The organism is Gaoshiqia hydrogeniformans (genome assembly GCF_049347105.1).
Taxonomy (GTDB): Bacteria; Bacteroidota; Bacteroidia; order Bacteroidales; family Prolixibacteraceae; genus Gaoshiqia; species Gaoshiqia hydrogeniformans.
In genome coordinates this window covers 5049791-5072431 of the sequence record NZ_CP186334.1, presented here as the reverse complement: position 1 = coordinate 5072431, position 22641 = coordinate 5049791, and the positions used below count along the sequence as shown (strand labels likewise).

Below are 22641 nucleotides of genomic sequence, written 5' to 3'. Positions count from 1 at the left end.
CATGCATTTCTTCTTCCTGTAAAAACGCGAACATGAAGATAAATCGTAATTTCTCATTTGAAACAGTTCACTGGGCAGAAGAACAATGGTTTTATAGTTTTAATGGGGGGGTACTTACCTGTGATACGATAAGTTATATGGATGGAAAACAATCCTGGGTCGTGACAACCTCCCCATTTTCACAACGTTTTCATGCGTATCTTTTCCAATATTTTAGTTTGCCACACCCCGTCAATAATATATCGGCAAGTATCTGTTCGAAGACCGAGATCGTTGAAAATGCATGGCTGAAAATATACCTTCTCGATAAAGATGAGAACCTTGTTAGCCGGGATTCTGTATCTATTATCAGTTCTGGAGAATGGTCCAGATCTTCATTGAAATTGTTATCTGAGGATGCCTGTAAAATGTATCTGGAAATTCAGGCACAATCAAAAGATACAATCATCCTAGATGACCGAATCAAACCCAAACTATGGGTAGATGATCTGAAAATTAAGCTGAACGGTAAAAATATCAGGTTATTTCCTGGTCATTCTCAATTGTCGCCAAAAGAACTGGCCGACAACTTAATTGACAATCATTTGACCCTTAATATTGATTCTCTTGAAATAAGCAAAATTAATGACTTTAAAAACCACGGCATTATTGCTTTGGGTGAATCGGTTCATGGCAGTATGGAACTACAGTTGTTCGCTTTTGAGACAATAAGAAACATGATTGCAATAAACAATTGCAAATTAGTTCTTTTAGAACTGCCTTTTGAGATAGGACTTCATTTAGACGACTATGTAACCGGAGAAACCAATGAAGATATTGAAAAGCTGTTGACTCACTTCAACTATAAGACGGAAGAAATTATAAAACTATTTAATTGGATCCGGGCTTTCAATAAAAACAAACAATCTAAAGTACATCTTGCAGGCGTCGACATAAATCATTCATCCTTGGGAAAAAATCACCTAATAAAGTTTCTGGAAAGTCAAAGGGAAAAAGCTCCAGGAATGGATACTATTGTCCAATTAGTGAAACAAGCACAGTACAATAAGGCAATGATGACCCTTAAACAAAGTAAATCTATCCGTTTAAGCCTAAATCAAACAAAATACAAAAGCATTCTTCGCGCTCTAATGTACCGGAATGGTCTGCTTTTTCCAACTCCATCGCTGGTTGATGGTGACAGGGAATTCATCCAATTCCAAAACGCAAAGTTTGCAATTGATTCATATTTAGCAGATGGAGACAAGGCCATAATATATGCACACCTAGGGCATGTGAACAAGCGAAATTCAACACAATGTAGGTTATTTACACCCAGCTTTGGGAATTATATGGACAAACAATATCTTTCAGACTATTTTGTAACAGCCCTACTTGTGGGTGAAGGAACTATAACCAGTACAGATTCCTTATTTTGCAAAAGTAAATTAAGAATTCAAAACCCTGAACCGGAAAGCATTGAATATTTGTGCATGAAATCGCAGGATGCTGTTTTTTATAAAAATTTATGTGGAGTCGTTTCAACACAATCATGTAGGAGCATTGGGACCTTCCCGTTAAAGAACCAGTTTTTTCCGTTCAATCATAAAGGTAGATATGATGCCATCGTCTTTTTTAAGAATAGCACATCGTACATGTTATAAAGCCCACGGGACATGTAATTCTACTTTTTTAACAGATTAGAAAAGAAACATAATAGAAGAGCTGAAAAAATGAACTTAACGGCTAACTACAAGGCACGCTCGACTTTCGTTACGAAACCAAAGGCATGGCCCAGATTGTAACCAAACCCCGCAAACTTTTGGAGCGGATGTTCGATAACCTAAAATACATCGCCAGTAAAAAGTAAACTAAATTATTAATTTTAAGATTTTTGATTATGAAAAAATTAGGAAAATTAAATTTGAAGGAGATGAAAAGTGAAATGTCTTTGTTGCCTGAAGGAGCACAAGTGAAGCTGCTTGGTGGGTACACTAATGATTGCTTTTGGAGGTGCGTAGCATATATGGAAAGTGGAGGTAATAATTACGGTCCATCAGATGCGGCGACGTATGCAAATAGTTATTTTAATGATGGAAGGCAGGATTTTGCGGTCGATCATGGTGATATAGGGAGCTTTTATTCAAGTATGGGTAGTAGTTACAATCCAGATTTTTCAGACGGGCAAGAGATCGTGATGTTTAATACAGCAGATAGTGTAGGCGGCTATGAAAATACTGGAACATGGCATGCAGTAGTCATAACAGGAACTTCTGGTTCAGGTGGAGGATATACCTATTTTGATCCGCAAACTGGTCTGAGTGGAGTTTTTACTGGTTCAGATATGGAAAAAACTACGTATGCAGGCTATTAATCGGTGGGAGGAACTGTTATGATTAAGACAATATTCACATTCACAGCTCTGCTCCTATTTATAGGATATACAACTGTACGTGCTCAATCGTTTCTCAAAGAATCTGCTAATAGATTAGGAATATCAGTAAAAATACCTCCTGAGTATGAAGTGACCGAAACCGAAAAACCTTTTTACCCAACTGAAATTTCAAATTCAAACCTTATCCCGAACATTGCACAAGCATACCAGCAAGAGCCTGTTAAGGGGGATACTTTTTTTAATGTTTTTTTTGGAACGGTAACATCTGTTCTTAAACACAAAAGTGATGAATGCGTTGTTATCGTTTATATTCCTCCGGGTAGGGGAGGTAGTAATTATGGAGAAATTGCCACTGACAGTGCAATGCTGAGAACATTTAAGCATATCGCATTTGAACGCATAAAGTCAAACTTTAACTATGGATCTGCATTTCATGCGCCTTCTGAGTTAGATGCTATGGAGATTTACTCAATGTTAACCCATTATCCGGTGGAAAAGGCAAGGCAAATGTTCAATGCAGGTGCAATGGTTGGGTACCCATTGAATTTTGAAGGAAATGTTTTTCAAGAAAGATTTACTAGGGGAAGAGCTGTTGTTGTGGGTAAAGACCACCGTGAATTTTACTTGTATTTTATGATGACTGATGCAAGTGTCTTATTATTTGATAAATACCTTGGCGATTTTAACAAAATGCTTAATTTTCATAATGATTTGTAATGTTTCTGTTGAAGGATTGAGGACCGGTTGTAAGACAAAAGAAGAAGCAATTTCTTATTATTTTAGTTCATTTTCGTTCTCAATTCTTCTTCTGAAAACATTTATTTATAAAATTTGAGAAGGCGTATGGCAGTTGTAAGATTAGTGCAATTCACAAGAAACTGAACTACTGAAAAACCCCGATTGAATAGCATTAATAATAATTTAAAATCTTTAAAGTTAATTAAAATGAAAAAACTTGGAATAATGGTAATGTGTCTTTTGGTGGCACAATTGGCAAACTGTCAATGGATCGAATTTGGGAAATGGCAAGTAGAGCAGAGTGAAATTATTACATTCCAGAAACATGATAAAACGGATTTTCGAAAGAATGCTGATGGAACACCATTTATTAAAACTGCCTATAAATTTGAAGTCAAAACAGGTAGCAATAAATTCAAAATTCAACTGAAAGACCACTTCTATATCGACACCGATAATCCGGAAATGGCACCCAGTGCCTATGTTGATGATAAGGCAAATATGGTTTATGTATTTGTGTGGGAAAAGGATGAGGAGTCCAGGCATTATGGGATGAACGGATATGTATATGAATATAATATAAAATCAAGCAAAATTAAAAAGGAAGTCGTTTTTGAAAAGGCCAATTTCGGTTGGTTCCCCTATTTTACAAAAGGAGAGGATGGTCGGATTTTATTGCATCATTTTTCATATGCAGGACGTATGGATATGTTAAGTTTAAAAGATCAAAACGGGAAATGGATGACACATCGTTTACAAAATATTACTCCGGAAGAAGCAAAAGCAAGGTATTTGAAACAATTCTAAAAACAGCAGTGTGCCATAGTTGAAATTTTGTCTGGGGTGTTTTAGCCAGCATCTTAAATAGAAAGGATAGATATGTATGCGATAGTGATAAATAGAATACCTTGTACAACCTATTTTGAAAATATCGAACTAATGAAAAGCGTAAAAATGGGTCTGGGATAATACATTTCGAAATTACACTATAATTACCAACGAATAGTTAAACTATATTGTATCAAAAAAGCAGTAGGTATACTGTATATTATTGATAGGTTGCAGCGTAAAGAAGGGCATTTGGATATAATTGTCGCACTAAGCGCCGCAGCTATTACACAAATAAACAAAAATGAAACACAATCTAAACGATGTAGCATTTCTGATCCAAACAAGACTGGATTCCATTGACCGTTTGGTGAATTTAAGAAGTACAGTAAAGTATATTCTTGAGCATTTCGATACCAATATTCACATATTAGAAGCCGATCGCTATAATTCGCAATTAGTGTCAATGGTTGTTCCTGCTGAAGTGAAAGTAATGTTCGTGGAGGATTTTGATCCAATTTATCATCGGACGTATTATGTCAATGAAATGTTAAAGGCTTGTAGGTCCCCAATTATCTCAATCTGGGAGCCAGATGTTATTGTTCCTGTGGAGCAAGTTTTACAGGCAGTTGAATGGCTTCGTAAGCAGCAAGCCGATTTTGTTTCTCCTTATGAAAAAAGAGCTTTGGACACTTCAACATTCATTAGGGAGTTATTTCTTTCTTCGGGGGAATGGACTGTATTAGAAAAGCATGAGCATAAAATGAAACAAATGTACCCGCCCAATCCAGTGGGTGGGGTATTTTTTGCGAACAGGAAAACGTATATAGAATCAGGCATGGATAATCAAAATATTTACGGATGGGGAATTGAAGATGGTGAACGGGTAAACAGATGGATAAGTTTAGGGTATACATATAAACGGGTTCAGGGGAATCTTTATCATTTAACCCACGCTAGAGGTTTAAACAGTAATTTTTACTCGAAAGAAGATAGAAACATCAAATTGAGAGAACTAAATCGAATTATTTCCATGTCAAAAGAAGAATTGAGAGAAGAAGTTTCGCTGGAATCAAATGTGAAAAGTTGAATTGAATGTTTAAAGTAGCTTACTATGAAGGGTGAAGATTCGAATAAAGTAATGCAAAGTTTTTGGTTTGGGCAGAACTTAACAAAACTGGAGCAGTTGAGTATTTTATCATACCTGGCGAATGGGCATGAGTTTCATTTATACTGCTACGATAAGATAGAAGGAGTACCAATTGGAACAGTTGTTAAGGATGCAAATGAGATTATTGAGAAAAGATATTTGTTTGTTGATCCGCAAGGCAGTGTGGCTCCGTTTGCCGATTGGTTTCGTTATAATCTTCTGTACAAAAAGGGAGGCTGGTGGGTTGATTTAGACAGTGTTTGTTTAAAACCTTTCGACTTCAATGAGAATCAATGTTTCTCGTCGGAGAAAAGTCCTGTGCCAAACGATCATTCTATAATAAATAATACATATATAAAGGCAGCTAAGGGTGATGATTTCATTCTTGATTGCATTAAGTACATAAAAATACGTGGAGTTAATGGACTAAGGTGGGCAGAATTTGGCCCCTATCTTTTAAGTAAGGTTCTTAGTAATTATGATGTAAGAAGCCTTGTTAAAGCTCCTGAAATTTTTTGTCCATACAATTGGGTTAACATTAGTGATTTGATTGCGAAGCCTTCATTGGACAGTATTGAAGAGCAGACATATGCCATCCATTTTTGGAACGAGATATGGAGAAGAGGGAACTTGAATAAAAACGCAACCTACCATCCTGAGAGTATATTTGAACAACTAAAGAGACGGTATCTAAAGTGAAGAAGTCTCTGAAAAGTTTGTTGTACTAAGTTTTTGGGTGTTGGCAGTCTATTATTATCCGTCTATACAGGAGGCAAGATGCCGAACTGAAAATACTTGGGTGAAAAGTAATGCTTTATTATGAAAAACGAGGGTTTGAATCACGTTGGAAAAACGGAAGAAGTCAGGGATGGCTATTCCGGAAGCTACCATCCAGTAATCCGGCGTATACCACGCCGCTGGGCCGGTTTTTATTGTTTATAGCACTAACTGTTTGAGTTTTCCTTTGGTAATAAAAGCATCGATAAGTGTTTTGATAACATCTTTATCCTTGTCGGTCATTTTTTCAATGGCCTTAAATTGGTTCAGGAGCTCTTTGTCGGTGAGTGAGCTTTCGGCCAGGTCATCCCCCCGCTACCGCGCGATTGCATCGCGTGGTTAAATCCAATAATTTGCTAGTTTTGGACAAGCCTGAATCGGCAATGACCTATGAGCCGCAATTACAAGTTTCATAATCCGGATGGAGTTTATTTTGTAAGTTTTGCCGTTGTAAACTGGTTGGATGTTTTTGCCGGAAAGGAATATAAAAGCATTTTAATTGAAAGTTTGCGTTATTGCCAGCAAAAGAAAGGCATGGAGATTTTTGCCTGGTGTATCATGTCAAGCCACGTACATCTGGTTTTCAGGAGAGCATGTGAGCAAAAGCCCGAACTGCTTTTAGGCGATTTTAAACGATTTACCGGCAAATCGATAGTGAAAGCAATTATTGACAACCCGAAAGAAAGCAGAAAAGAATTTCTACCCCATCTGCCCCTTCGTTCCCGCTTCGCTCAAACGAAGGGCAGGCGGAATATCTCCCCGCTGGCGCGGGTCTGTGCCCCGTGCCTTGCTTGTATTTGTAAAAGCAAAAAATGATTATCTCCGCTTTCGCGCGAAAGCGGAGATAATCATGTTGATAAATTGAGACGATTTATCCTGATCAGATTCATCAGCTTAAAAAATAATAGCAGCCTGTTTTCTGACTTTTTTCATGATTTTATGATATTTGTAGCTCTATTTTTACAAATTCAAAGTTTAATTGATGAAAACGACTGCATTTAATCAGATTCATAAAAACGTCGGGGGTAAAATGGTTGAATTTGCGGGCTTTGAAATGCCTGTTGAATTCAGCGGAATCAAGGACGAACACCTGACTGTACGAAATGGGGTAGGGGTTTTTGATGTGTCGCATATGGGCGAATTTTGGGTTACGGGCCCTCATGCCGCCGAGTTGGTCCAGTATGTAACCAGCAACGATATTTTGGTTCTCAGGCCCGGACAAGCCCAGTATTCCTGTTTTCCCAACGGAAAAGGTGGTATTGTCGACGATTTGCTGGTTTACTGTTTCGGACCGGAAAAATACCTGCTGGTTGTAAATGCGGCTAACATCGAAAAAGACTGGAATTGGATCGTCTCTCAGAATAAATTTGGAGCAACGCTTGAAAATGTTTCCGATCAGATCAGTCAGCTGGCCATTCAGGGGCCGAAAGCGATCAGCGTTTTGCAAAAATTAACCGATGTGCGCCTGGATGAGATCAGGTATTACTCCTTTGTTACCGGCCGCTTTGCCGGTTTCGACGGAGTCATTATTTCAGCCACCGGGTACACGGGTGCAGGCGGTTTTGAGCTTTATTTTCCAAACGAACAGGCGGAGAAAATTTACCACGATCTTTTTGAAGCCGGCGCCGAACTTGGCATAAAACCAATCGGGCTGGGAGCCCGCGATACCCTCCGCCTGGAGATGGGTTATTGTTTGTACGGGAATGATATTGACGACACCACTTCGCCCATCGAAGCGGGACTGGGATGGATTACCAAGTTTAACGGGAAGAACGGGTTTATTGACAAAGATTTGTTGCTGATGCAGAAATCGGAAGGGGTAAGCCGGAAACTTCGCGGGTTTGAAATGATCGACCGGGGTATTCCGCGTCATGGTTACGAACTGACCGATGAGAACGGTAACCAAATTGGCCTGGTTACCTCGGGTACCCAGTCGCCTGTGCTGAATATAGGTATCGGGATGGGGTACATTTCAAAAGCCTATGCTGCCATTGGCACCGAGATTTATGTAAAAGTGAGAAACAAATTGCTGAAAGCAAAAATTGTAAAAATACCATTTGTAAGTCCGCAATAAGGGGGATCTTACAACTTACTAAGCCTGAAACCCGTCAATTGTATTGGCGGGTTTTTTTATTGTGACCGAACGATTATCTTTGAGACCAAAATTTCAGATTCACTGATGATGAAGAACACCAAGTTTCGTTTGGAAACCTGCTTTTCTCCCGCGATTTACCCAAAGCATGCCGATGACGCCAATATTGTGGTTATAGTTGATATTCTCCGGGCCACATCGGCCATTTGTACCGCCTTTCACAACGGGGTGCGCCGTATTATCCCGGTGTCGACCGTGGATGAAGCCCGTCAGAAAAAGAAAGAAGGCTATATGGTGGCGTCCGAACGCGACGGTTACGTACTCGATTTTGCCGATTTTGGAAACTCGCCGTTCAACTTTACGGCCAGCCAGGTAAAGGGAAAAGAAATTGTGTATTCCACCACAAACGGAACCCGTTGCATTCACATGGCGGCGCATTCGAGAGCCGTGGTGATCGGCTCGTTCCTGAACCTGACGGCGCTTGGCAATTGGCTGATTGGTCAGGATGCGCCGGTGCTTATTTTTTGCGCCTCGTGGAAAGACCGGTTTAGCCTCGAAGATGCTGTTTTTGCAGGCGCCCTTGCCGAAAAACTCATGGAATCGGGAAAGTACGAAACCATTTGCGATGCTGTGACGGCTTCCATCGATTTGTGGTCAATCGCCAAAAAAAATCTGAACGAATATGTGCTGAAAGCAGCCCAGAAAGGCCGTCTGGCCGCTAAAGGTCTGGATGATTGTATTGCATTTTGTCATCAGGCTGATTTTACGTCAGTAATTCCTGTTTATAAAGATGGAGAATTGGTCCCGGTTTCATAACTTTGACGAAAAAACAGAACGAAATAATGATTTCTATCAGATTGATATCCTGTTTTATAAGCATGTTTAAAAAATAGTATTTTTCGGGGCCGATGCTGATATAACTCAGCAAAGAAATTCCCGGATCCCTTTATTTTGGCCGACAAATATGGAATGATGAAAATGAAAAATAATTTTTAACTCTAAAATAACATACGATGAAGAAGCATAATTTTTATGCGGGACCCTCTATTCTTCCCGAGTATACAAAACAAAAAGTAGCCGAAGCAACCTTCGATTTTGCCGGCACCGGACTCTCCATCATGGAGGTTTCCCATCGCGGTAAAGAGTTTGTTGCCGTGATGGATGAGGCTATTGCACTGGTAAAAGAATTGCTGAAAGTTCCCGAAGGTTACTCCGTTTTGTTTTTACAGGGTGGCGCCAGCCTTCAATTTCTAATGGTTCCGTATAACCTGTTGAAATCAAAAGCCGCTTACCTGAACACAGGCGTTTGGGCTTCGAAGGCCATGAAAGAGGCTAAGTTGATCGGCGAGGTGGTCGAAGTCGCTTCTTCGAAAGATAAAAATTTCAATTACATCCCGAAAACATACGATGTGCCCGCCGATGCGGATTACCTGCACATTACAACAAACAATACCATTTTCGGTACCGAACTCAAATCAGATCCGGATGTTCCGGTTCAAATGGTTGCCGATATGTCGTCTGATATTTTCAGTCGTCCGATTGATGTGGCCAAATATGACCTGATCTATGCCGGAGCGCAGAAAAACCTGGGTCCTTCTGGGGCCACGCTGGTTATTATAAAGGATGACGTTCTGGGTAAAGCCGGGCGTACTATTCCTACCATGCTGGATTATGATGTTCATATTAAAAATGAATCCATGTTCAACACGCCTTCAACGGTTGCTGTTTTTGCCTGCCTGCAAACGTTGAAATGGCTGAAAGAAAATGGCGGCGTGGAAGCCATGGAAAAAGTAAATATCGCCAAAGCCGAATTGCTTTACGGCGAACTGGACCGCAACAAACTGTTTGTGCCAACGGTTCCCGCACCCGAAGACCGCTCCCGGATGAACGTTACCTTTGTGATGGCGCCGGGTTACGAAGAACTGGAAAAAGAATTTCTTGATTTTGCTACGGCAAGAGGAATGGTCGGGCTGAAAGGTCACCGCTCGGTTGGCGGGTTCAGGGCGTCTACCTATAATGCGCTGCCGATTGAAAGCGTACAGGCGCTGGTTGATGCGATGAAAGAATTTGAAGCGAATCATTAATCTGCATAAAAAGAAAAGCAGGATGGGGGTCCTGCTTTCTTTTTTTAAATGAAAGGGTATGAAAAGGGTATTAATTGCAACCGATAAACCTTTTGCAGGAATTGCGGTTGAAAAAATTTCGGCTGTTGTCAGCCAGGCTGGTTATCAACTCGATCTGCTGGAGAAATACCGGTCGAAAGCAGAACTGCTTGAAGCGGTAAAAACAGCCGACGCCATGATTATCCGAAGCGATATCGTGGATAAAGAGGTGCTGGATGCGGGGAAAAACCTAAAAATTGTAGTCCGTGCAGGAGCCGGTTACGACAATGTTGACACCAACTATGCCAGGGAAAAAAACATTGTTGTGATGAACACGCCCGGCCAAAATTCAAATGCCGTGGCCGAGCTGGCTATCGGACTAGCCATTTACGGTATCCGCGAATTTTTTAGCGGTAAGCCGGGAGGCGAACTCCGGGGCCGGACATTAGGATTGCATGGCTACGGCTATGTGGCCCGTAATGTTCACCGGATAGCCCGGGCTTTTGGAATGGACGTCAAGGTTTATACGCGTTTCAGCAAGGCGCAGGCTACTTCCGAGGGAATTGAGGTTACCGGTTCGTTGGAAGAATTGTATGCCGTTTCGGATATCGTTTCCGTTCATGTTCCGGCTCGCGGCGAACATATCGGTTCGGTGAGCATGGCGGTACTGAAGCATTTGAAAAAAGATGCGATTCTGGTGAATACCGCCAGAAAAGAGGTGGTGAATGAAGCGGACCTTTGCCGGTTTATGGAGGAACGGCCCGATGTGAAATATTTATCGGATATCGAACCGGACTGTTCGGCCTTGTTTAAAGAAAAGTTTGAAGGCCGGTATTATTTCACCCCGAAAAAGATCGGGGCGCAAACCGAAGAAGCCAATACAAATGCAGGCGTAGCGTCAGCCGAACAAATTGTGGCATTTTTTAATAAAGGTGATGAAACCTTCCGTGTAAATAAATAAAATTTGAAAATTAATTTATGGCGAACGTAAAGGCATTTAAAGGACTTCGTCCTCCCCGGGAAATTGCCAAAGCCCTGGCTTGTCTTCCGTATGATGTGATGAACACCCGGGAAGCTGCCCAAATGGCAGATGGTAAAGAAAACTCGTTGCTGCACATTACCCGTGCAGAAATTGATTGTCCCGAAGGAACAGATGTACATTCCGAAACGGTGTATGAAAAGGCGGTTTTAAATTTTGAATTATTCCAGGAAAAGGGCTGGTTGGTCGAAGATGAAGAGGCTCGTTTCTACATTTATGCCCAGACCATGAACGGCCGCACCCAGTACGGGATTGTCGGGGCCGCAGCCTGCGACGATTATCATCAGGGAATTATCAAAAAACACGAACTAACCCGTCCCGACAAGGAAGAAGACCGGATGATCCTGACCCGCTACCTGAACGCGAACATTGAGCCGGTATTTTTCTCTTACCGGGCGGTGCCTGAAATTGATGCCATTGTTGAATCCATCGTGAAAAACCAGGAACCGGAATACGATTTTGTGGCCGAAGATGGCTTTGGTCACCATTTCTGGACCATCAGCGACCGGAAAGTAAATGAACGGATCGAACAGCTTTTTGCGACTAAAGTACCGTTTACCTATGTAGCCGACGGTCATCACCGGACAGCAGCGGCAGCCCGTATCGGTTTGGAAAGGAAAGCCCAAAATCCGAATCATACCGGGAACGAATCCTATAATTATTTCATGGCCGTGCATTTCCCGGATAACCAGCTGCAAATAATCGACTATAACCGCGTGGTGAAAGACCTGAATGGTTTGAGCGAAGCAGGGCTGATTGAAAAACTCACCCAGGGATTTGTTGTTGAAAAGAAGGGAACAGCCGTTTATAAACCTTCGAAATTGCACGAGTTCAGCATGTACTTAGGTGGAAACTGGTACAGCCTCACCGCTAAAGAAGGAACCTTTGATGATGCTGATCCGATTGGTGTGCTTGATGTGACCATCCTGTCGAAACAAGTGCTGGAGCCGGTTTTCGATATTCAGGATTTGCGTACATCCAACCGGATTGATTTTGTTGGCGGAATCCGAGGACTTGGCGAACTGAAAAACCGGGTCGACAGCGGGGAAATGAAAGTCGCTTTTGCCTTATTCCCGGTTTCGATGCAACAATTGATTACCATTGCCGATACCGGTCATATTATGCCTCCCAAAACAACCTGGTTTGAACCCAAACTACGGTCGGGACTGGTTATTCACAAGCTGACTTAAGCGAAAACACCTGATAAAAATAAACCCCGGAGATTTTTCTCCGGGGTTTATTTTTATCCTTAAGCTACAGTTAATCTTCGTCGTCATCCATGTCTTCATCATCATCCATATCATCGTCATCATCATCATCGTCGTATGATGAGTCATCCTCTTCTTCGTCCAGATTATCCGGAATATCCATTTCTTCCGAATATTTGTCTTCGTAAGCTTCCCGGGATTCTTCTTTCAATATGCCTTCATCATCATAATCTTCATCATCGCTGATGATGTCGATCGCTTCCTGTGTTGTCATCCGGACCAGGTAGTATTTATCGGTTGTTTCAAATGGCAGCGCGCTAACCAACAAACCGTCTTTATTGGTAAAACTGATCAGATGTTGGCTAAAACCATTGGGATACTCTAACTTTATTTGTTCTTTGATCTCGTCGTCAAGTTTTTCGTAATCTTTAATTACCCTGGGTTTACTGCTGAGTGTCATGTTGTTATCCTCCATTAAGTCAATGCCTGTAAGGCTCTGGCCAATCTTTTTTATTGTTTTTAATTTGGTCGCAAAATACAAAAATGAGTCAATAAAAAAATAGGTTGAAAAGCATTATCTCAAAAATATTACAACGAAAATAAGTCTGCTGCTTTTTCATTCGGTTAAAATATTGAAAAACAGGATTTAAGTCAAGTCTTTTTTTATCCGGTGATAATATTTTTTCCCGAAATCACCGGCATATTTTCCAGTGTGTGAAAAACATTGATGATACCTGCTTGACTGAAAGCGGCTAAATCAGCCCCGGAGATCCTCTTTTCAACGATTAAATTCTGTTCGAGCAGCGATTGTCGTTGGGTGCCGTTTAGCAAGGGGCTGTCCGGCGTAATCCAGCGGTTTTTGTCCCAAAAAACCAGGTTGCCGATGGTACAATCAGTCACCAATCCCTGTTTGATGATGATGATTTCGTCGGCATCCCCGCGCCGGGCATAAAGATCGTTTAAAATAGTCCGGTCGGCATATTTCAGGTGATAATCGATTTCGTCGTGCCTGACGACTTTTAACTTGTTAAATTTCCGGGGCGCTTTTTTAATGAATTCTATTTTTTCAATATCGCGGCCGTACAAAATCCGGCAACGGTACAATCCCGAACGGCAATTTTCAGGAATCCGGATGATTTCGGCCAGATCAATTGGCTTGACCCTTTGAAACAGTTCGGTGCGGGCTGCATTCATCCGGCGATTGTGCCCGGCAATGTTGCACAGGCAGCCGTCTTCGAGTTTGATGGTTTCAAGCAATGGGCACATAAATTTTTTTGATCAGTTCGAGGTATTCATCTTCGCATTGGCTTAAATGGGTAATTCCTCCTCCGCTTTTAAAGATCAATTGGTCTCCTTCTTTTTCTAAAAAACGGATCAGTACGCAACTGTCGACACGGGTGCCGTCAAAAACACCAAAAATGCCGGTGTAAAATCCCCGCTCGTATTGTTCGGCTTTTCGGATAATTTCGATTGTTTTCTTCTTGGGTGCGCCGCTGACGGATCCGGCCGGGAGCAAGTGACCGAACAAATCGCCCAATTGGTCGCGACTGTTTTCCGCCAACAGCCCGGTGATTTCAGAACTCATCTGGAGCAAGTCCGTCATGTTGGAATGTATTTTATCGATGTAACAAAAACGGCTCACATTTACTTGGTTGGCAACCCGACTGAGATCGTTGCGGATGAGATCGACAATGGTGTTGTGTTCGGCCAATTCTTTTTTGCTGTTTATCAGCCGGTTTTCGGCATCCGGAATATTGGCGTCAATCGTGCCTTTCATCGGATACGACGAAATTTGCCGGTTTTCGATTCGGACAAATATTTCGGGCGAGAAGCAAACAAATTTATCCTTTAAATAAACCTGGTAGGGGGCCTTGCCAAGGTAAAATAATTCTTCGAGCGTCAGGTTTGTTTTTACCCGGCTGGGCAAGGTCAGGTTGAGTAAAAAACTGTCGCCGTAACGGATGTGGCACTGAACCAGCTCAAAGGCTTTTTGGTAATGGTCGAACGAAACCGGTTCAACATCCCACTGAAGTTCTGTTTTGATGTTGTTTTTTGGTTCAAAATTTTGATGTTCAGGCGTTTTCCATAGTAAATGTTCTTTGCTTTCTTCCCATTCGTAAACCAGCGCCTGCTGAAAATCAAAATCAATAAGGAAAACGAACGGGCGTCCGGATTTGCCCAATTCATTCATTTTTAAAATAATATGTGACCGGCCGTGTATCATGAGCATGGCAAAGATAGAAAAAGGCGGCAAGAAGCTTGCGTCCCGGACGGTGCAGCCGGAAAAAACTTTTAAATTGTCCGGTCTTTTTCAAGTGCTTTTGTAGTTTTGTAGTTCAATCGGAAAACCAATGGGAATTGCAGATCAAATACGGGAAATACAAGACGGACTGCCGCAGGGTGTTTGCCTGGTAGCCGTTTCAAAAACCAAACCAACCGGCGATATCCTGGAAGCATACCGGGGCGGGCAACGCGTTTTTGGAGAGAACAAAGTACAGGAACTGGTACAGAAGTACGACGAATTGCCCAAAGATATTGAATGGCATTTTATCGGGCATCTGCAAACAAATAAGGTGAAGTATATTGCGCCTTTCGTTCGGTTGATTCACGGGGTCGATTCGTTAAAGCTGCTGACCACCATTGATAAGGAAGGCCGGAAGAACAATCGGAAAATTGATTGTTTACTGCAATTTCATATCGCCGAAGAAGAAACAAAGTTTGGATTGAATTTGGATGAAGCCCGCGAACTATTAAGCTCGGAAGACTTTGCCGCGCTGGGCTTTGTCACCATCCGGGGGGTTATGGGAATGGCCACCTTTACCGGGGATGAACAGCAGATCAGGAAGGAGTTTCAGCAGCTTAAAAACATATTTGGGCAGATTAAACAGGAATTTTTTGGCGGGCAGGATTCTTTTTCTGAAATTTCAATGGGCATGTCGGGCGATTACCTGATTGCTGCGGAAGAAGGCAGCACGATGGTGCGAATAGGAAGTTCCATTTTCGGTGAACGGCAGTACCACTGAGCCAATTGGCTTATTTTGATGGTTTAGGATAAATTTAGATCGATAATTAACTGATAAGATTATGGGAAAGCTTGAGACAACCTATTTGGGACTGAAACTGAAGAACCCGATTGTGGTGGCCAGTTCCGGTCTGACCGGGAGTGTGGATAAAATTAAAGCGCTGGAAGAAGCCGGGGCAGCTGCAGTGGTGTTAAAATCGCTGTTCGAAGAACAGATTAACAGCGAGGTGAGTCATTTGATTAACAAAGACCCGCAGAATTTGTACCCCGAAGCCGAGGATTATATCTGGAATTACACGCGCCAGCACTCGGTTGAAGCCCATCTGGCCTTGGTGAAACAAGCCAAACAGGAAGTAAATATTCCGGTTATTGCCAGCATCAACTGTGTTTCGTCGAAAGAATGGACAAGTTTTGCCAGAGAGTTTGAAGAAGCCGGCGCCGATGCCCTCGAACTGAACCTGTTTTTCGTTCCGACCGGCAGAAAGGAATCGGCAGATTCAATTGAAAAATTATATCTCGACGTTTTAAATAAAGTGACCGCTGAAGTAAAGATCCCGGTGTCGGTAAAGCTTGGTTTTTATTTCACTAACCTGATTTCGACGGCCGAGAAACTGATGGCCAATGGCGCCAAAGGGATTACCATGTTCAACCGTTTTTATGAGCCGGATATCAATCTGGATAAGCTGGAACTGTCGGCATCCGAGGTGTTTAGTACCCCGGCGGATATTCGCCGTACACTGCGGTGGGTAGGCTTGGTGAGCGCTGCCTTGCCGAAGTTGGAAATTGCCGCTTCGACCGGTATTCACGACGGGGAAGCTGTCATCAAACAACTGCTGGCCGGGGCGCAAGTGGCCCAGGTGTGTTCGACCATTTACATCAACGGTTCCCAGGTGATTGACGGCATGTTGAAAGAGATGGAAAAATTCATGCGTAAGTGGAACTTTAAACAGCTCGACGATTTCCGGGGACGACTGTCTTACGCGAAAATTGAAAATCCGATGTTGTACGAAAGATCCCAGTTTATGAAATATTTTTCGAATAAGATCTAACGTCAAAAACCGGCCTGATGAAACAGTTTTTGCTCACCTTGTTTTACCTTATTCTTTTAAACGCGTTTACATCAGGCCAGGATGGAGGGCTTCAAATTAAAAATCCTTACAATACCCCGCTCCGGTTTTGTAAGGATTCTGTCGCATTTAGCGATGGCATCAGCATTACCGGAGATTCGATAAACGGAGGCTTGAAAATTTCGATTGCCAATTATTCCCGGGGTGAAGATTTTTTAAAATACAGTCCTGTCGGGCCTGTTCTGGCAGAATGGGATGAAGCTAACGGGACTTTGTTTTTAAAGGGCAAAGCAACGGCTGCCGAATACCAGGAAGCAGTCCGAAATATTCAGTATGTAAACCTGTTGGAAAGACCAACACCGGATACCCGCCATATTGCCATTACACTCACCGATGTGGATTTTCTGCCTTCAACCGGGCATTTTTATCAGTTTATTGATTCGTTGGACATCACTTGGACTAGAGCCCGTGCGGAGGCAGAAACAAAAAACTACTATGGGTTACAGGGATACCTGGCGACCATCCTTTCCAAAGAAGAAAATGACTTTATCTGGACCAAAGTAAATGGAGTGGGATGGATCGGCGCTTCTGATGCCGCGGTGGAAGGCGATTGGCGGTGGGTAACCGGTCCGGAAGCAGGCACATTATTCTGGAGAGGTCTGGCAAACGGAGTTTCAATTAATGGCCTTTTTTCATTTTGGAGTAGTGGCGAACCAACGAATGCACATGGAGAAACGAATAACGGGATTGGTGAAGATTATGCCCACATCAACCAAAATCCGGACAAAGAAGCGAAATCGTGGAATGACCTTCGGGACGGAGGGGATGGCACTGATTCCAGGTTCTACCGTCCGAGAGGCTATATCATTGAGTACGGCGGAATGGCAGGCGACCCGGTGATCAGCCTCTCTGCATCGCTTGAAATTGAAATCCGGAAAATTATTTTTGATGATGCGCTTGATCAAACCATTTGTCAATACGATACTGTTAGACTAAACCGCTCCTTCCCGGGAGATTATGAATGGTTTCCCAAAGACGGTCTGGACGATCCGTTTTCGTCAAATCCAAAAGCATACCCGTTGGATTCAACCAGCTATAAGCTTATGGCTCATTATGATGGTTGTATTGACTCTGCTTTTTTTAAACTGCATGTAAAACCGGTTCCGGCGTTGGACTTGGGAGAAGATACTCATCTTTGCTCCGGAGAATCAGTCAGACTTGATGCCGGAAAACAAACTTCTTACCGATGGAATACCGGATACACCGGTCAGGCGCTTGAAACCGCTCAGGCCGGTTATTACCAGGTATATGTGACCAACGAATATGGCTGCTCCGCTTCGGATGCGATCAGGGTAACGGTGCATGAATTTCCGGAAGTTGACCTGACAAGTACCGATACGTTGTATTGCGGGTTATTGCAGGGCGAACTGAAAATCGAAAAAGATAAAGGAGATGTTTTCTGGTGGTCAGAAACCCCCGGATTAATCATTGATTCGCCCGATGCCATACAATCTGCCGTACATGCGGTTTCCCGGGGAGCATACCAGGTTTTTGCCCGGGTAACCGACGACTATGGCTGCATGACGGAAGATTCCTTGTGGCTGCATTTTAATAAGATTCCGGATGCCGGTTTCAGTGTTGATTCCATGGCCTGTTATGGCTATAATCTTCAGGTGCATTACCTGGGCGATGCCACACCGTCGGCCAGCTATAATTGGTATTTTCCTGACACCTTGTATGCTTCCGGAATCGGATTGAGCGAAACGATGATTAACCTGGGTTACGGGGAGTCGGATAAACGTGAATTAGGACTGATGGTGAGCGAAAACGGCTGTTCGAGCGAGATCAGGTGGGAACACATCAAAATTACCCCGAACCTGAAAATCATTGCCGATCATACCGACGGTTGCGAACCTTTAACCGTGAGGTTCGAAGCGGAAACCACTGAGCCGATTGACCGGTATACCTGGTATTTTGGTGACAATCAGACCGGGGAGTACTCAACACCGGAACATACTTATTTGGATGATGGATTTTATGATGTCGGCCTTTGGATCCGATCAGCCGAGGGATGCGAAAACTTCGGGCTGATCGAAGATTTTATCAAAGTGAGGCCAATTCCTACGGTCGAAACAGATATTGACCCCGGATTTTGTTATCCGCATCAATTTAACGTGAACTATACCGGTAGTGGAAATAATCAGGATATTTACGATTGGGACTTGTCTGCACTGGATGCAGAGGAAATTGTTCAGAACCCGGGGCAAACAGCCGGTCCGTTGACAATTAACCTGCAAAACAAACCACAAAGCACAGTCGGGCTCAAGGTCATTTCTTCGTACGGTTGCGCGAGCGAAACGGAGTATTTTTCTTTTAAGCGAAAACCCTGGGTAAATATAGCAGCCGATAAGCAGGCCGGTTGTGCTCCCTTTGATGTTGTTTTTACAACTTTGCCAGGGGATCAGGTGGATGAACTGAGCTATTCCTGGAATTTTGGCCAGGGCGAAACTGTTTCAGGAGAGGCCGAAATGGTTCATACGTTTACAATGCCTGATGCCGAATTCCCGGTATACGTCTGGGCAACATCGGCCTTAACCGGCTGCCCCGATACTGTTTGGCTGGAAAATCCCGTTTATGTATATCCACAGCCGGTTGCCGGTTTTGAGCCGGACCAGACAGAACGGATCATTACGAATCCGCTTTTTCATTTTTCCAATTCCAGTCGCGGCGCATCTTTTTATTACTGGGATTTTGGCGATGGCAACGGGTATTCCGACGAATTTGAGCCGCAATATGCCTATGAGCATGTTGGTTGGTTTACGGTGCAACTGGTGGCCGAAAATGAAGAGTTGTGCACCGATACGGTCAGCCGCCGCTTGTTGGTGGCGCCCGACAGGCTTTACCCGCCGAACGGCTTTAGTCCGAATAGCTCCAATCCTGAAAATCATGTTTTTCTATTGTCTTCGGAAGCAATTCATGAGCAGGGTTACCACATGCAAATTTTTAACCGCTGGGGAGAACTTATTTTTGAGTCGAAGAATAAGGATACCGGTTGGGATGCTAAAATGAAAAACGGGCAGGGTGCGCCCGCGGGTTCCTATATTTGGGTGCTTTCGTACCAGGATGTTTTGGAAAAGCAGCACCGGCAAACCGGCACCGTGACCTTGGTTTATTAAAGCGAAGGAATGAGCAATGCCTTGCGGTTTGCCGTTTTTTCACCTGTAAAAAAGATTAACGAAATTTCGTGGGCGCCATTTGAATAATAGGACAAGCGGGATAACGTCAGATCGTAACTGTACCCGATTTTAAATTTTTCGCGCATAAAGCCCAGCATAAAAATAACGGCATCCGGTTGAAACCCCGAATTCTGACGGTACCAGATTCCCCCGGCCAACGATTTTTCAAGAATATAAATTCCCAGGTTGAACTGTTTGAAATCACCTTGTTGCTGGTATATGAGGTTGGGCGAAACGGTATATTCTTTCGATAACAATCCCCGGTGAAGTTTATGGGTCCGTGCTCCGGCATGAACAGTCAGCTTCACGGGTAACCTTCCGCGCTGATCGCCAATAAATACAGACTCGTGAGGCTGGGTGAGGTGATTCAGGCTGACGCCGCCAAACCACGATTCATATTGCGCCAGGAATCCAATTCCGAAATCGGGATAAAGTAGGCTGGAGTTTTCGGGTTGGTCGGATGTTCCCGGGTACCTTTCCCCGGTGAGTTGGTTAATCATATCCGGGAAAATCAGTTTTGCGTAATCTAATTTTTTATAGGAAAGTCCGGCCTGAAGCCCGGCATCAACAAAAAACCAGTTGTTGATTTTGATATGATGGGAATAGAATCCGTAGAATGATGTATTTTCTACAATACCGTTTAACTCGCGGTTATTTTGCAGTTGAAGGCCCAGGCCTCCGTTAAGTTTGTTGATGTAGCTGTCGAACGAAATACTGTAATTTACAAAGGTATTTCCTTGTTGAGGCCACTGATTCCGGTAATTTACCGCAAAACGGGGCAGGGCCGACGTGCCGGTAAAACCGGGATTCAAATAGATCGGATTGGCATAAAACTGCGAATATTCCGCATCCTGTGCTACACCGGCCTGGCAAATAAATAAGAACAGGAAAAGGATGATGAGTACATTTTTCACGTATTCAGGTTTAAGATTTCAGGCAGATAGATTTTCTTTATAAAAATAGTTATTCTGAACTGAAATCCTAACGACGACGGGCATTCTAAAATTGCTGAGGTTCAATGCCTGCTTCCAGCGCCGGTAAAAAATCGAGCAAATCGAGCAGCAATTGCTTTTTCTGTTCATCTGCGCCAGCAATTGCATCTTTAATTTTCCGGCTTTCTTTTTCGTAAATTTCGTTCGAAATTTTCCCGCTCATATTCGTAATCACGGTATGGGCTTCGAAAGCAACAATAAAATCGTGTTCGACCACTAAATCGGTAAACAGGGAGAGGTAATTGCTGTAATCCATCCCGTTTTCCCAACAGGCCGAAACCAGCAGATGCAACTCATTGGCGTATTGTTTGTTTCGGATGGCATCCAAAAGAAACGGAATGGCGTCGCTGTGTTTTAATTCGGCCAGTAAGCGCGAAATTCGCTGTTTTATTTCCTGCCGGTCAGTGTCATGTAACAGTTCGATCAAGGTGGGAATATAGGCTGAGTTTCCTGTTTCTTCTAACTGATGAAGAGCTTCTGTTACCAGCTCCGAATTGTTCGACTTCAGCTTGCTGATTATTTCGTTGTTGATTTTTTTTGAGGATTCTGTATTCATATGATTCATGTTTGGGCTGCAAAAGTAATCTTTTCAAAAATACAACAAGAAGTCATATTTTCCGGTTTTTACATCTGATTGTTTACCTTTGCACAAATTTTTTACATGGAAAGAACGAGAGAGCTGGGTGAGTCGAACGTCGGCAGTCTGATGTTGAAATATTTTATTCCTGCATTTATCGGTGTTTTTGTTAACGCTTTATATAATATTGTTGACCGGATATTTATTGGTCAGGGGATCGGATCGCTGGCATTAAGCGGTATTTCCGTTATTTTCCCGGTGATGCTGATTATGATGGCCTTTGGCCTGTTGATCGGGATTGGTACCAGTGTGCTGGTTTCGATCAATATGGGCCGGAAGGATATGAACAAAGCAGAACACGTTATTGGAAACAGCCTTGTACTGATGATTATTGCTTCGGGATTGATTACCCTGATCGGTTTTTTGATTAAAGACCCGATGATGAAGATGTTTGGCGCGACTGCTGAAACAGTTGATTTTGCCAACGAATATCTCAATATTATTCTGTTTGGTGTTGTTTTTCAGGTAGTTGGTTTTTCTCTGAACAATGTGATCCGCTCGGAGGGAAATGCCCGGATAGCAATGTATTCGATGCTGATCAGCGCCGGGACGAACATCATCTTAGATCCGATTTTTATTTTTTGGCTTGACATGGGAGTGAAAGGGGCGGCTTATGCAACGGTTATTTCGATGATGGTGTTATCAGCCTGGGTATTGTTGCATTTTCGAAGCGACCGGTCTGTCCTGAAAATCCGTTCAAAATATTTCAAACTCGATACCGGGATCATCAACGAGATCCTGGCGATTGGGATGGCACCTTTTTTTATGCAGATTGCCAATTCAGTTGTTCAGGGGCTTATCAACACCAAGTTGATCCGGTTTGGGGGCGATTTGGCTGTGGGAGCCATGGGAATTATCAATTCGGTACTGACCATGATCGTCATGGCTATTGTCGCTATCAATATGGCGTCTCAACCCATTATCGGCTTTAATTTTGGAGCAAATGCACCCGGTCGGGTAAAAGACGCTCTGCGTATTTCTATGATTGCTGCAACCCTTATTTCCATCGTTTCTTTTGCCTTGGTGCAGGCTATCCCCGATGCCATCGTCCGCTTCTTTAACGCCGAAGACCCTGAACTGCTCGTGATTGGCAGACAAGGTCTTCGTTTGGGACTATTTGCATTACCTTTTGTCGGTTTCCAGGTGGTGGTCGGAAATTTCTTCCAGTCGGTTGGGAAAGCGAAGATTGCCACGCTGCTGACGCTTCTGCGCCAGGTGATCATCCTGATTCCCTTATTGTTTATTTTGCCGAATTTCTTTGATCTCAACGGGATTTGGGTTGCCATGCCCATTTCGGATACCTGTTCGGCCCTGATTGTGACGTATTTTATATCGCGCGAATGGCGGCAATTATCGCTCGCCACATCCCACGCGTAAGC

21 protein-coding genes are annotated in these 22641 nt (G+C 43.1%); 16 read left to right on the top strand and 5 right to left on the bottom strand.

The window, feature by feature from the left end; genetic code table 11:
• Positions 1-32 precede the first annotated feature (32 nt).
• The 12 genes from ACOIT5_RS20160 to ACOIT5_RS20105 all read left to right on the top strand — a co-directional run bounded on the left by ACOIT5_RS20160 (position 33) and on the right by ACOIT5_RS20105 (position 12290).
• A complete protein-coding gene (locus tag ACOIT5_RS20160; protein WP_423127966.1) occupies positions 33-1643 on the top strand; it encodes an erythromycin esterase family protein in 1611 nt (536 codons plus the stop codon).
• Between the two features lie 236 nt (positions 1644-1879).
• Entirely contained in the window at positions 1880-2353 is a 474-nt protein-coding gene (locus ACOIT5_RS20155) for a hypothetical protein (protein WP_423127965.1), read from the top strand.
• An 18-nt stretch (positions 2354-2371) separates the two neighbouring features.
• Positions 2372-3091, top strand: coding sequence for a hypothetical protein (locus tag ACOIT5_RS20150; RefSeq protein ID WP_423127964.1), 720 nt, complete (start codon positions 2372-2374; stop codon positions 3089-3091).
• Positions 3092-3319: 228 nt separating this feature from the next.
• The gene (locus ACOIT5_RS20145; protein WP_423127963.1) at positions 3320-3919 is read left to right on the top strand and encodes a hypothetical protein; all 600 of its coding nucleotides are present in this window, start codon (positions 3320-3322) and stop codon (positions 3917-3919) included.
• A gap of 325 nt (positions 3920-4244) precedes the next feature.
• Positions 4245-5030 (top strand): galactosyltransferase-related protein, encoded by a 786-nt coding sequence (locus ACOIT5_RS20140; RefSeq protein WP_423127962.1) that lies wholly within the window; start codon positions 4245-4247, stop codon positions 5028-5030.
• 24 nt (positions 5031-5054) lie between these two features.
• Positions 5055-5789, top strand: a complete 735-nt coding sequence (locus ACOIT5_RS20135; RefSeq protein ID WP_423127961.1) for a glycosyltransferase — start codon at positions 5055-5057, stop codon at positions 5787-5789.
• A gap of 468 nt (positions 5790-6257) precedes the next feature.
• On the top strand, positions 6258-6683 hold the full coding sequence (locus ACOIT5_RS20130) for a transposase (RefSeq protein WP_423127960.1): 426 nt from the start codon (positions 6258-6260) through the stop codon (positions 6681-6683).
• Positions 6684-6849: 166 nt separating this feature from the next.
• Positions 6850-7941 carry a glycine cleavage system aminomethyltransferase GcvT gene (gcvT, locus tag ACOIT5_RS20125; protein WP_423127959.1) on the top strand — a complete coding sequence of 364 codons (1092 nt, stop codon included), beginning with the start codon at positions 6850-6852 and terminating at the stop codon, positions 7939-7941.
• A gap of 105 nt (positions 7942-8046) precedes the next feature.
• The gene (locus ACOIT5_RS20120; protein WP_423127958.1) at positions 8047-8775 is read left to right on the top strand and encodes a 2-phosphosulfolactate phosphatase; all 729 of its coding nucleotides are present in this window, start codon (positions 8047-8049) and stop codon (positions 8773-8775) included.
• A gap of 197 nt (positions 8776-8972) precedes the next feature.
• Positions 8973-10043, top strand: coding sequence for a 3-phosphoserine/phosphohydroxythreonine transaminase (serC, locus tag ACOIT5_RS20115; protein ID WP_423127957.1), 1071 nt, complete (start codon positions 8973-8975; stop codon positions 10041-10043).
• Between the two features lie 58 nt (positions 10044-10101).
• Positions 10102-11022: an NAD(P)-dependent oxidoreductase gene (locus tag ACOIT5_RS20110; RefSeq protein WP_423127956.1), complete on the top strand. Its 921-nt coding sequence runs from the start codon at positions 10102-10104 to the stop codon at positions 11020-11022.
• A gap of 17 nt (positions 11023-11039) precedes the next feature.
• On the top strand, positions 11040-12290 hold the full coding sequence (locus ACOIT5_RS20105; protein ID WP_423127955.1) for a DUF1015 domain-containing protein: 1251 nt from the start codon (positions 11040-11042) through the stop codon (positions 12288-12290).
• A gap of 70 nt (positions 12291-12360) precedes the next feature.
• Here the strand turns inward: ACOIT5_RS20105 and ACOIT5_RS20100 are convergent, their stop codons facing one another.
• The 3 genes from ACOIT5_RS20100 to ACOIT5_RS20090 form a co-directional block, all read right to left on the bottom strand.
• Complete coding sequence (locus ACOIT5_RS20100; RefSeq protein WP_423127954.1) at positions 12361-12768, bottom strand: hypothetical protein; 408 nt, start codon at positions 12766-12768, stop codon at positions 12361-12363.
• 203 nt (positions 12769-12971) lie between these two features.
• On the bottom strand, positions 12972-13574 hold the full coding sequence (locus ACOIT5_RS20095) for an aminotransferase class IV family protein (RefSeq protein WP_423127953.1): 603 nt from the start codon (positions 13572-13574) through the stop codon (positions 12972-12974).
• Positions 13558-14499 carry an aminodeoxychorismate synthase component I gene (locus ACOIT5_RS20090; protein WP_423127952.1) on the bottom strand — a complete coding sequence of 314 codons (942 nt, stop codon included), beginning with the start codon at positions 14497-14499 and terminating at the stop codon, positions 13558-13560. Before ACOIT5_RS20090 ends, ACOIT5_RS20095 begins: the two co-directional genes overlap by 17 nt.
• A gap of 160 nt (positions 14500-14659) precedes the next feature.
• Between ACOIT5_RS20090 and ACOIT5_RS20085 the strand changes: the two genes are divergently transcribed.
• The 3 genes from ACOIT5_RS20085 to ACOIT5_RS20075 all read left to right on the top strand — a co-directional run bounded on the left by ACOIT5_RS20085 (position 14660) and on the right by ACOIT5_RS20075 (position 19573).
• Positions 14660-15331 (top strand): YggS family pyridoxal phosphate-dependent enzyme, encoded by a 672-nt coding sequence (locus ACOIT5_RS20085; RefSeq protein WP_423127951.1) that lies wholly within the window; start codon positions 14660-14662, stop codon positions 15329-15331.
• A gap of 61 nt (positions 15332-15392) precedes the next feature.
• Positions 15393-16379, top strand: coding sequence for a dihydroorotate dehydrogenase-like protein (locus ACOIT5_RS20080; protein WP_423127950.1), 987 nt, complete (start codon positions 15393-15395; stop codon positions 16377-16379).
• 17 nt (positions 16380-16396) lie between these two features.
• The gene (locus ACOIT5_RS20075) at positions 16397-19573 is read left to right on the top strand and encodes a PKD domain-containing protein (RefSeq protein ID WP_423127949.1); all 3177 of its coding nucleotides are present in this window, start codon (positions 16397-16399) and stop codon (positions 19571-19573) included.
• On the opposite strand, the gene ACOIT5_RS20070 is transcribed toward ACOIT5_RS20075, so the two are convergent.
• Both ACOIT5_RS20070 and ACOIT5_RS20065 read right to left on the bottom strand, forming a co-directional pair.
• The gene (locus ACOIT5_RS20070) at positions 19570-20547 is read right to left on the bottom strand and encodes a PorP/SprF family type IX secretion system membrane protein (protein WP_423127948.1); all 978 of its coding nucleotides are present in this window, start codon (positions 20545-20547) and stop codon (positions 19570-19572) included. The genes ACOIT5_RS20075 and ACOIT5_RS20070 overlap by 4 nt on opposite strands.
• A gap of 85 nt (positions 20548-20632) precedes the next feature.
• Complete coding sequence (locus tag ACOIT5_RS20065; protein ID WP_423127947.1) at positions 20633-21181, bottom strand: HEAT repeat domain-containing protein; 549 nt, start codon at positions 21179-21181, stop codon at positions 20633-20635.
• Between the two features lie 105 nt (positions 21182-21286).
• Between ACOIT5_RS20065 and ACOIT5_RS20060 the strand changes: the two genes are divergently transcribed.
• Positions 21287-22639 (top strand): MATE family efflux transporter, encoded by a 1353-nt coding sequence (locus ACOIT5_RS20060; RefSeq protein ID WP_423127946.1) that lies wholly within the window; start codon positions 21287-21289, stop codon positions 22637-22639.
• The last annotated feature ends 2 nt before the right edge of the window (positions 22640-22641 follow it).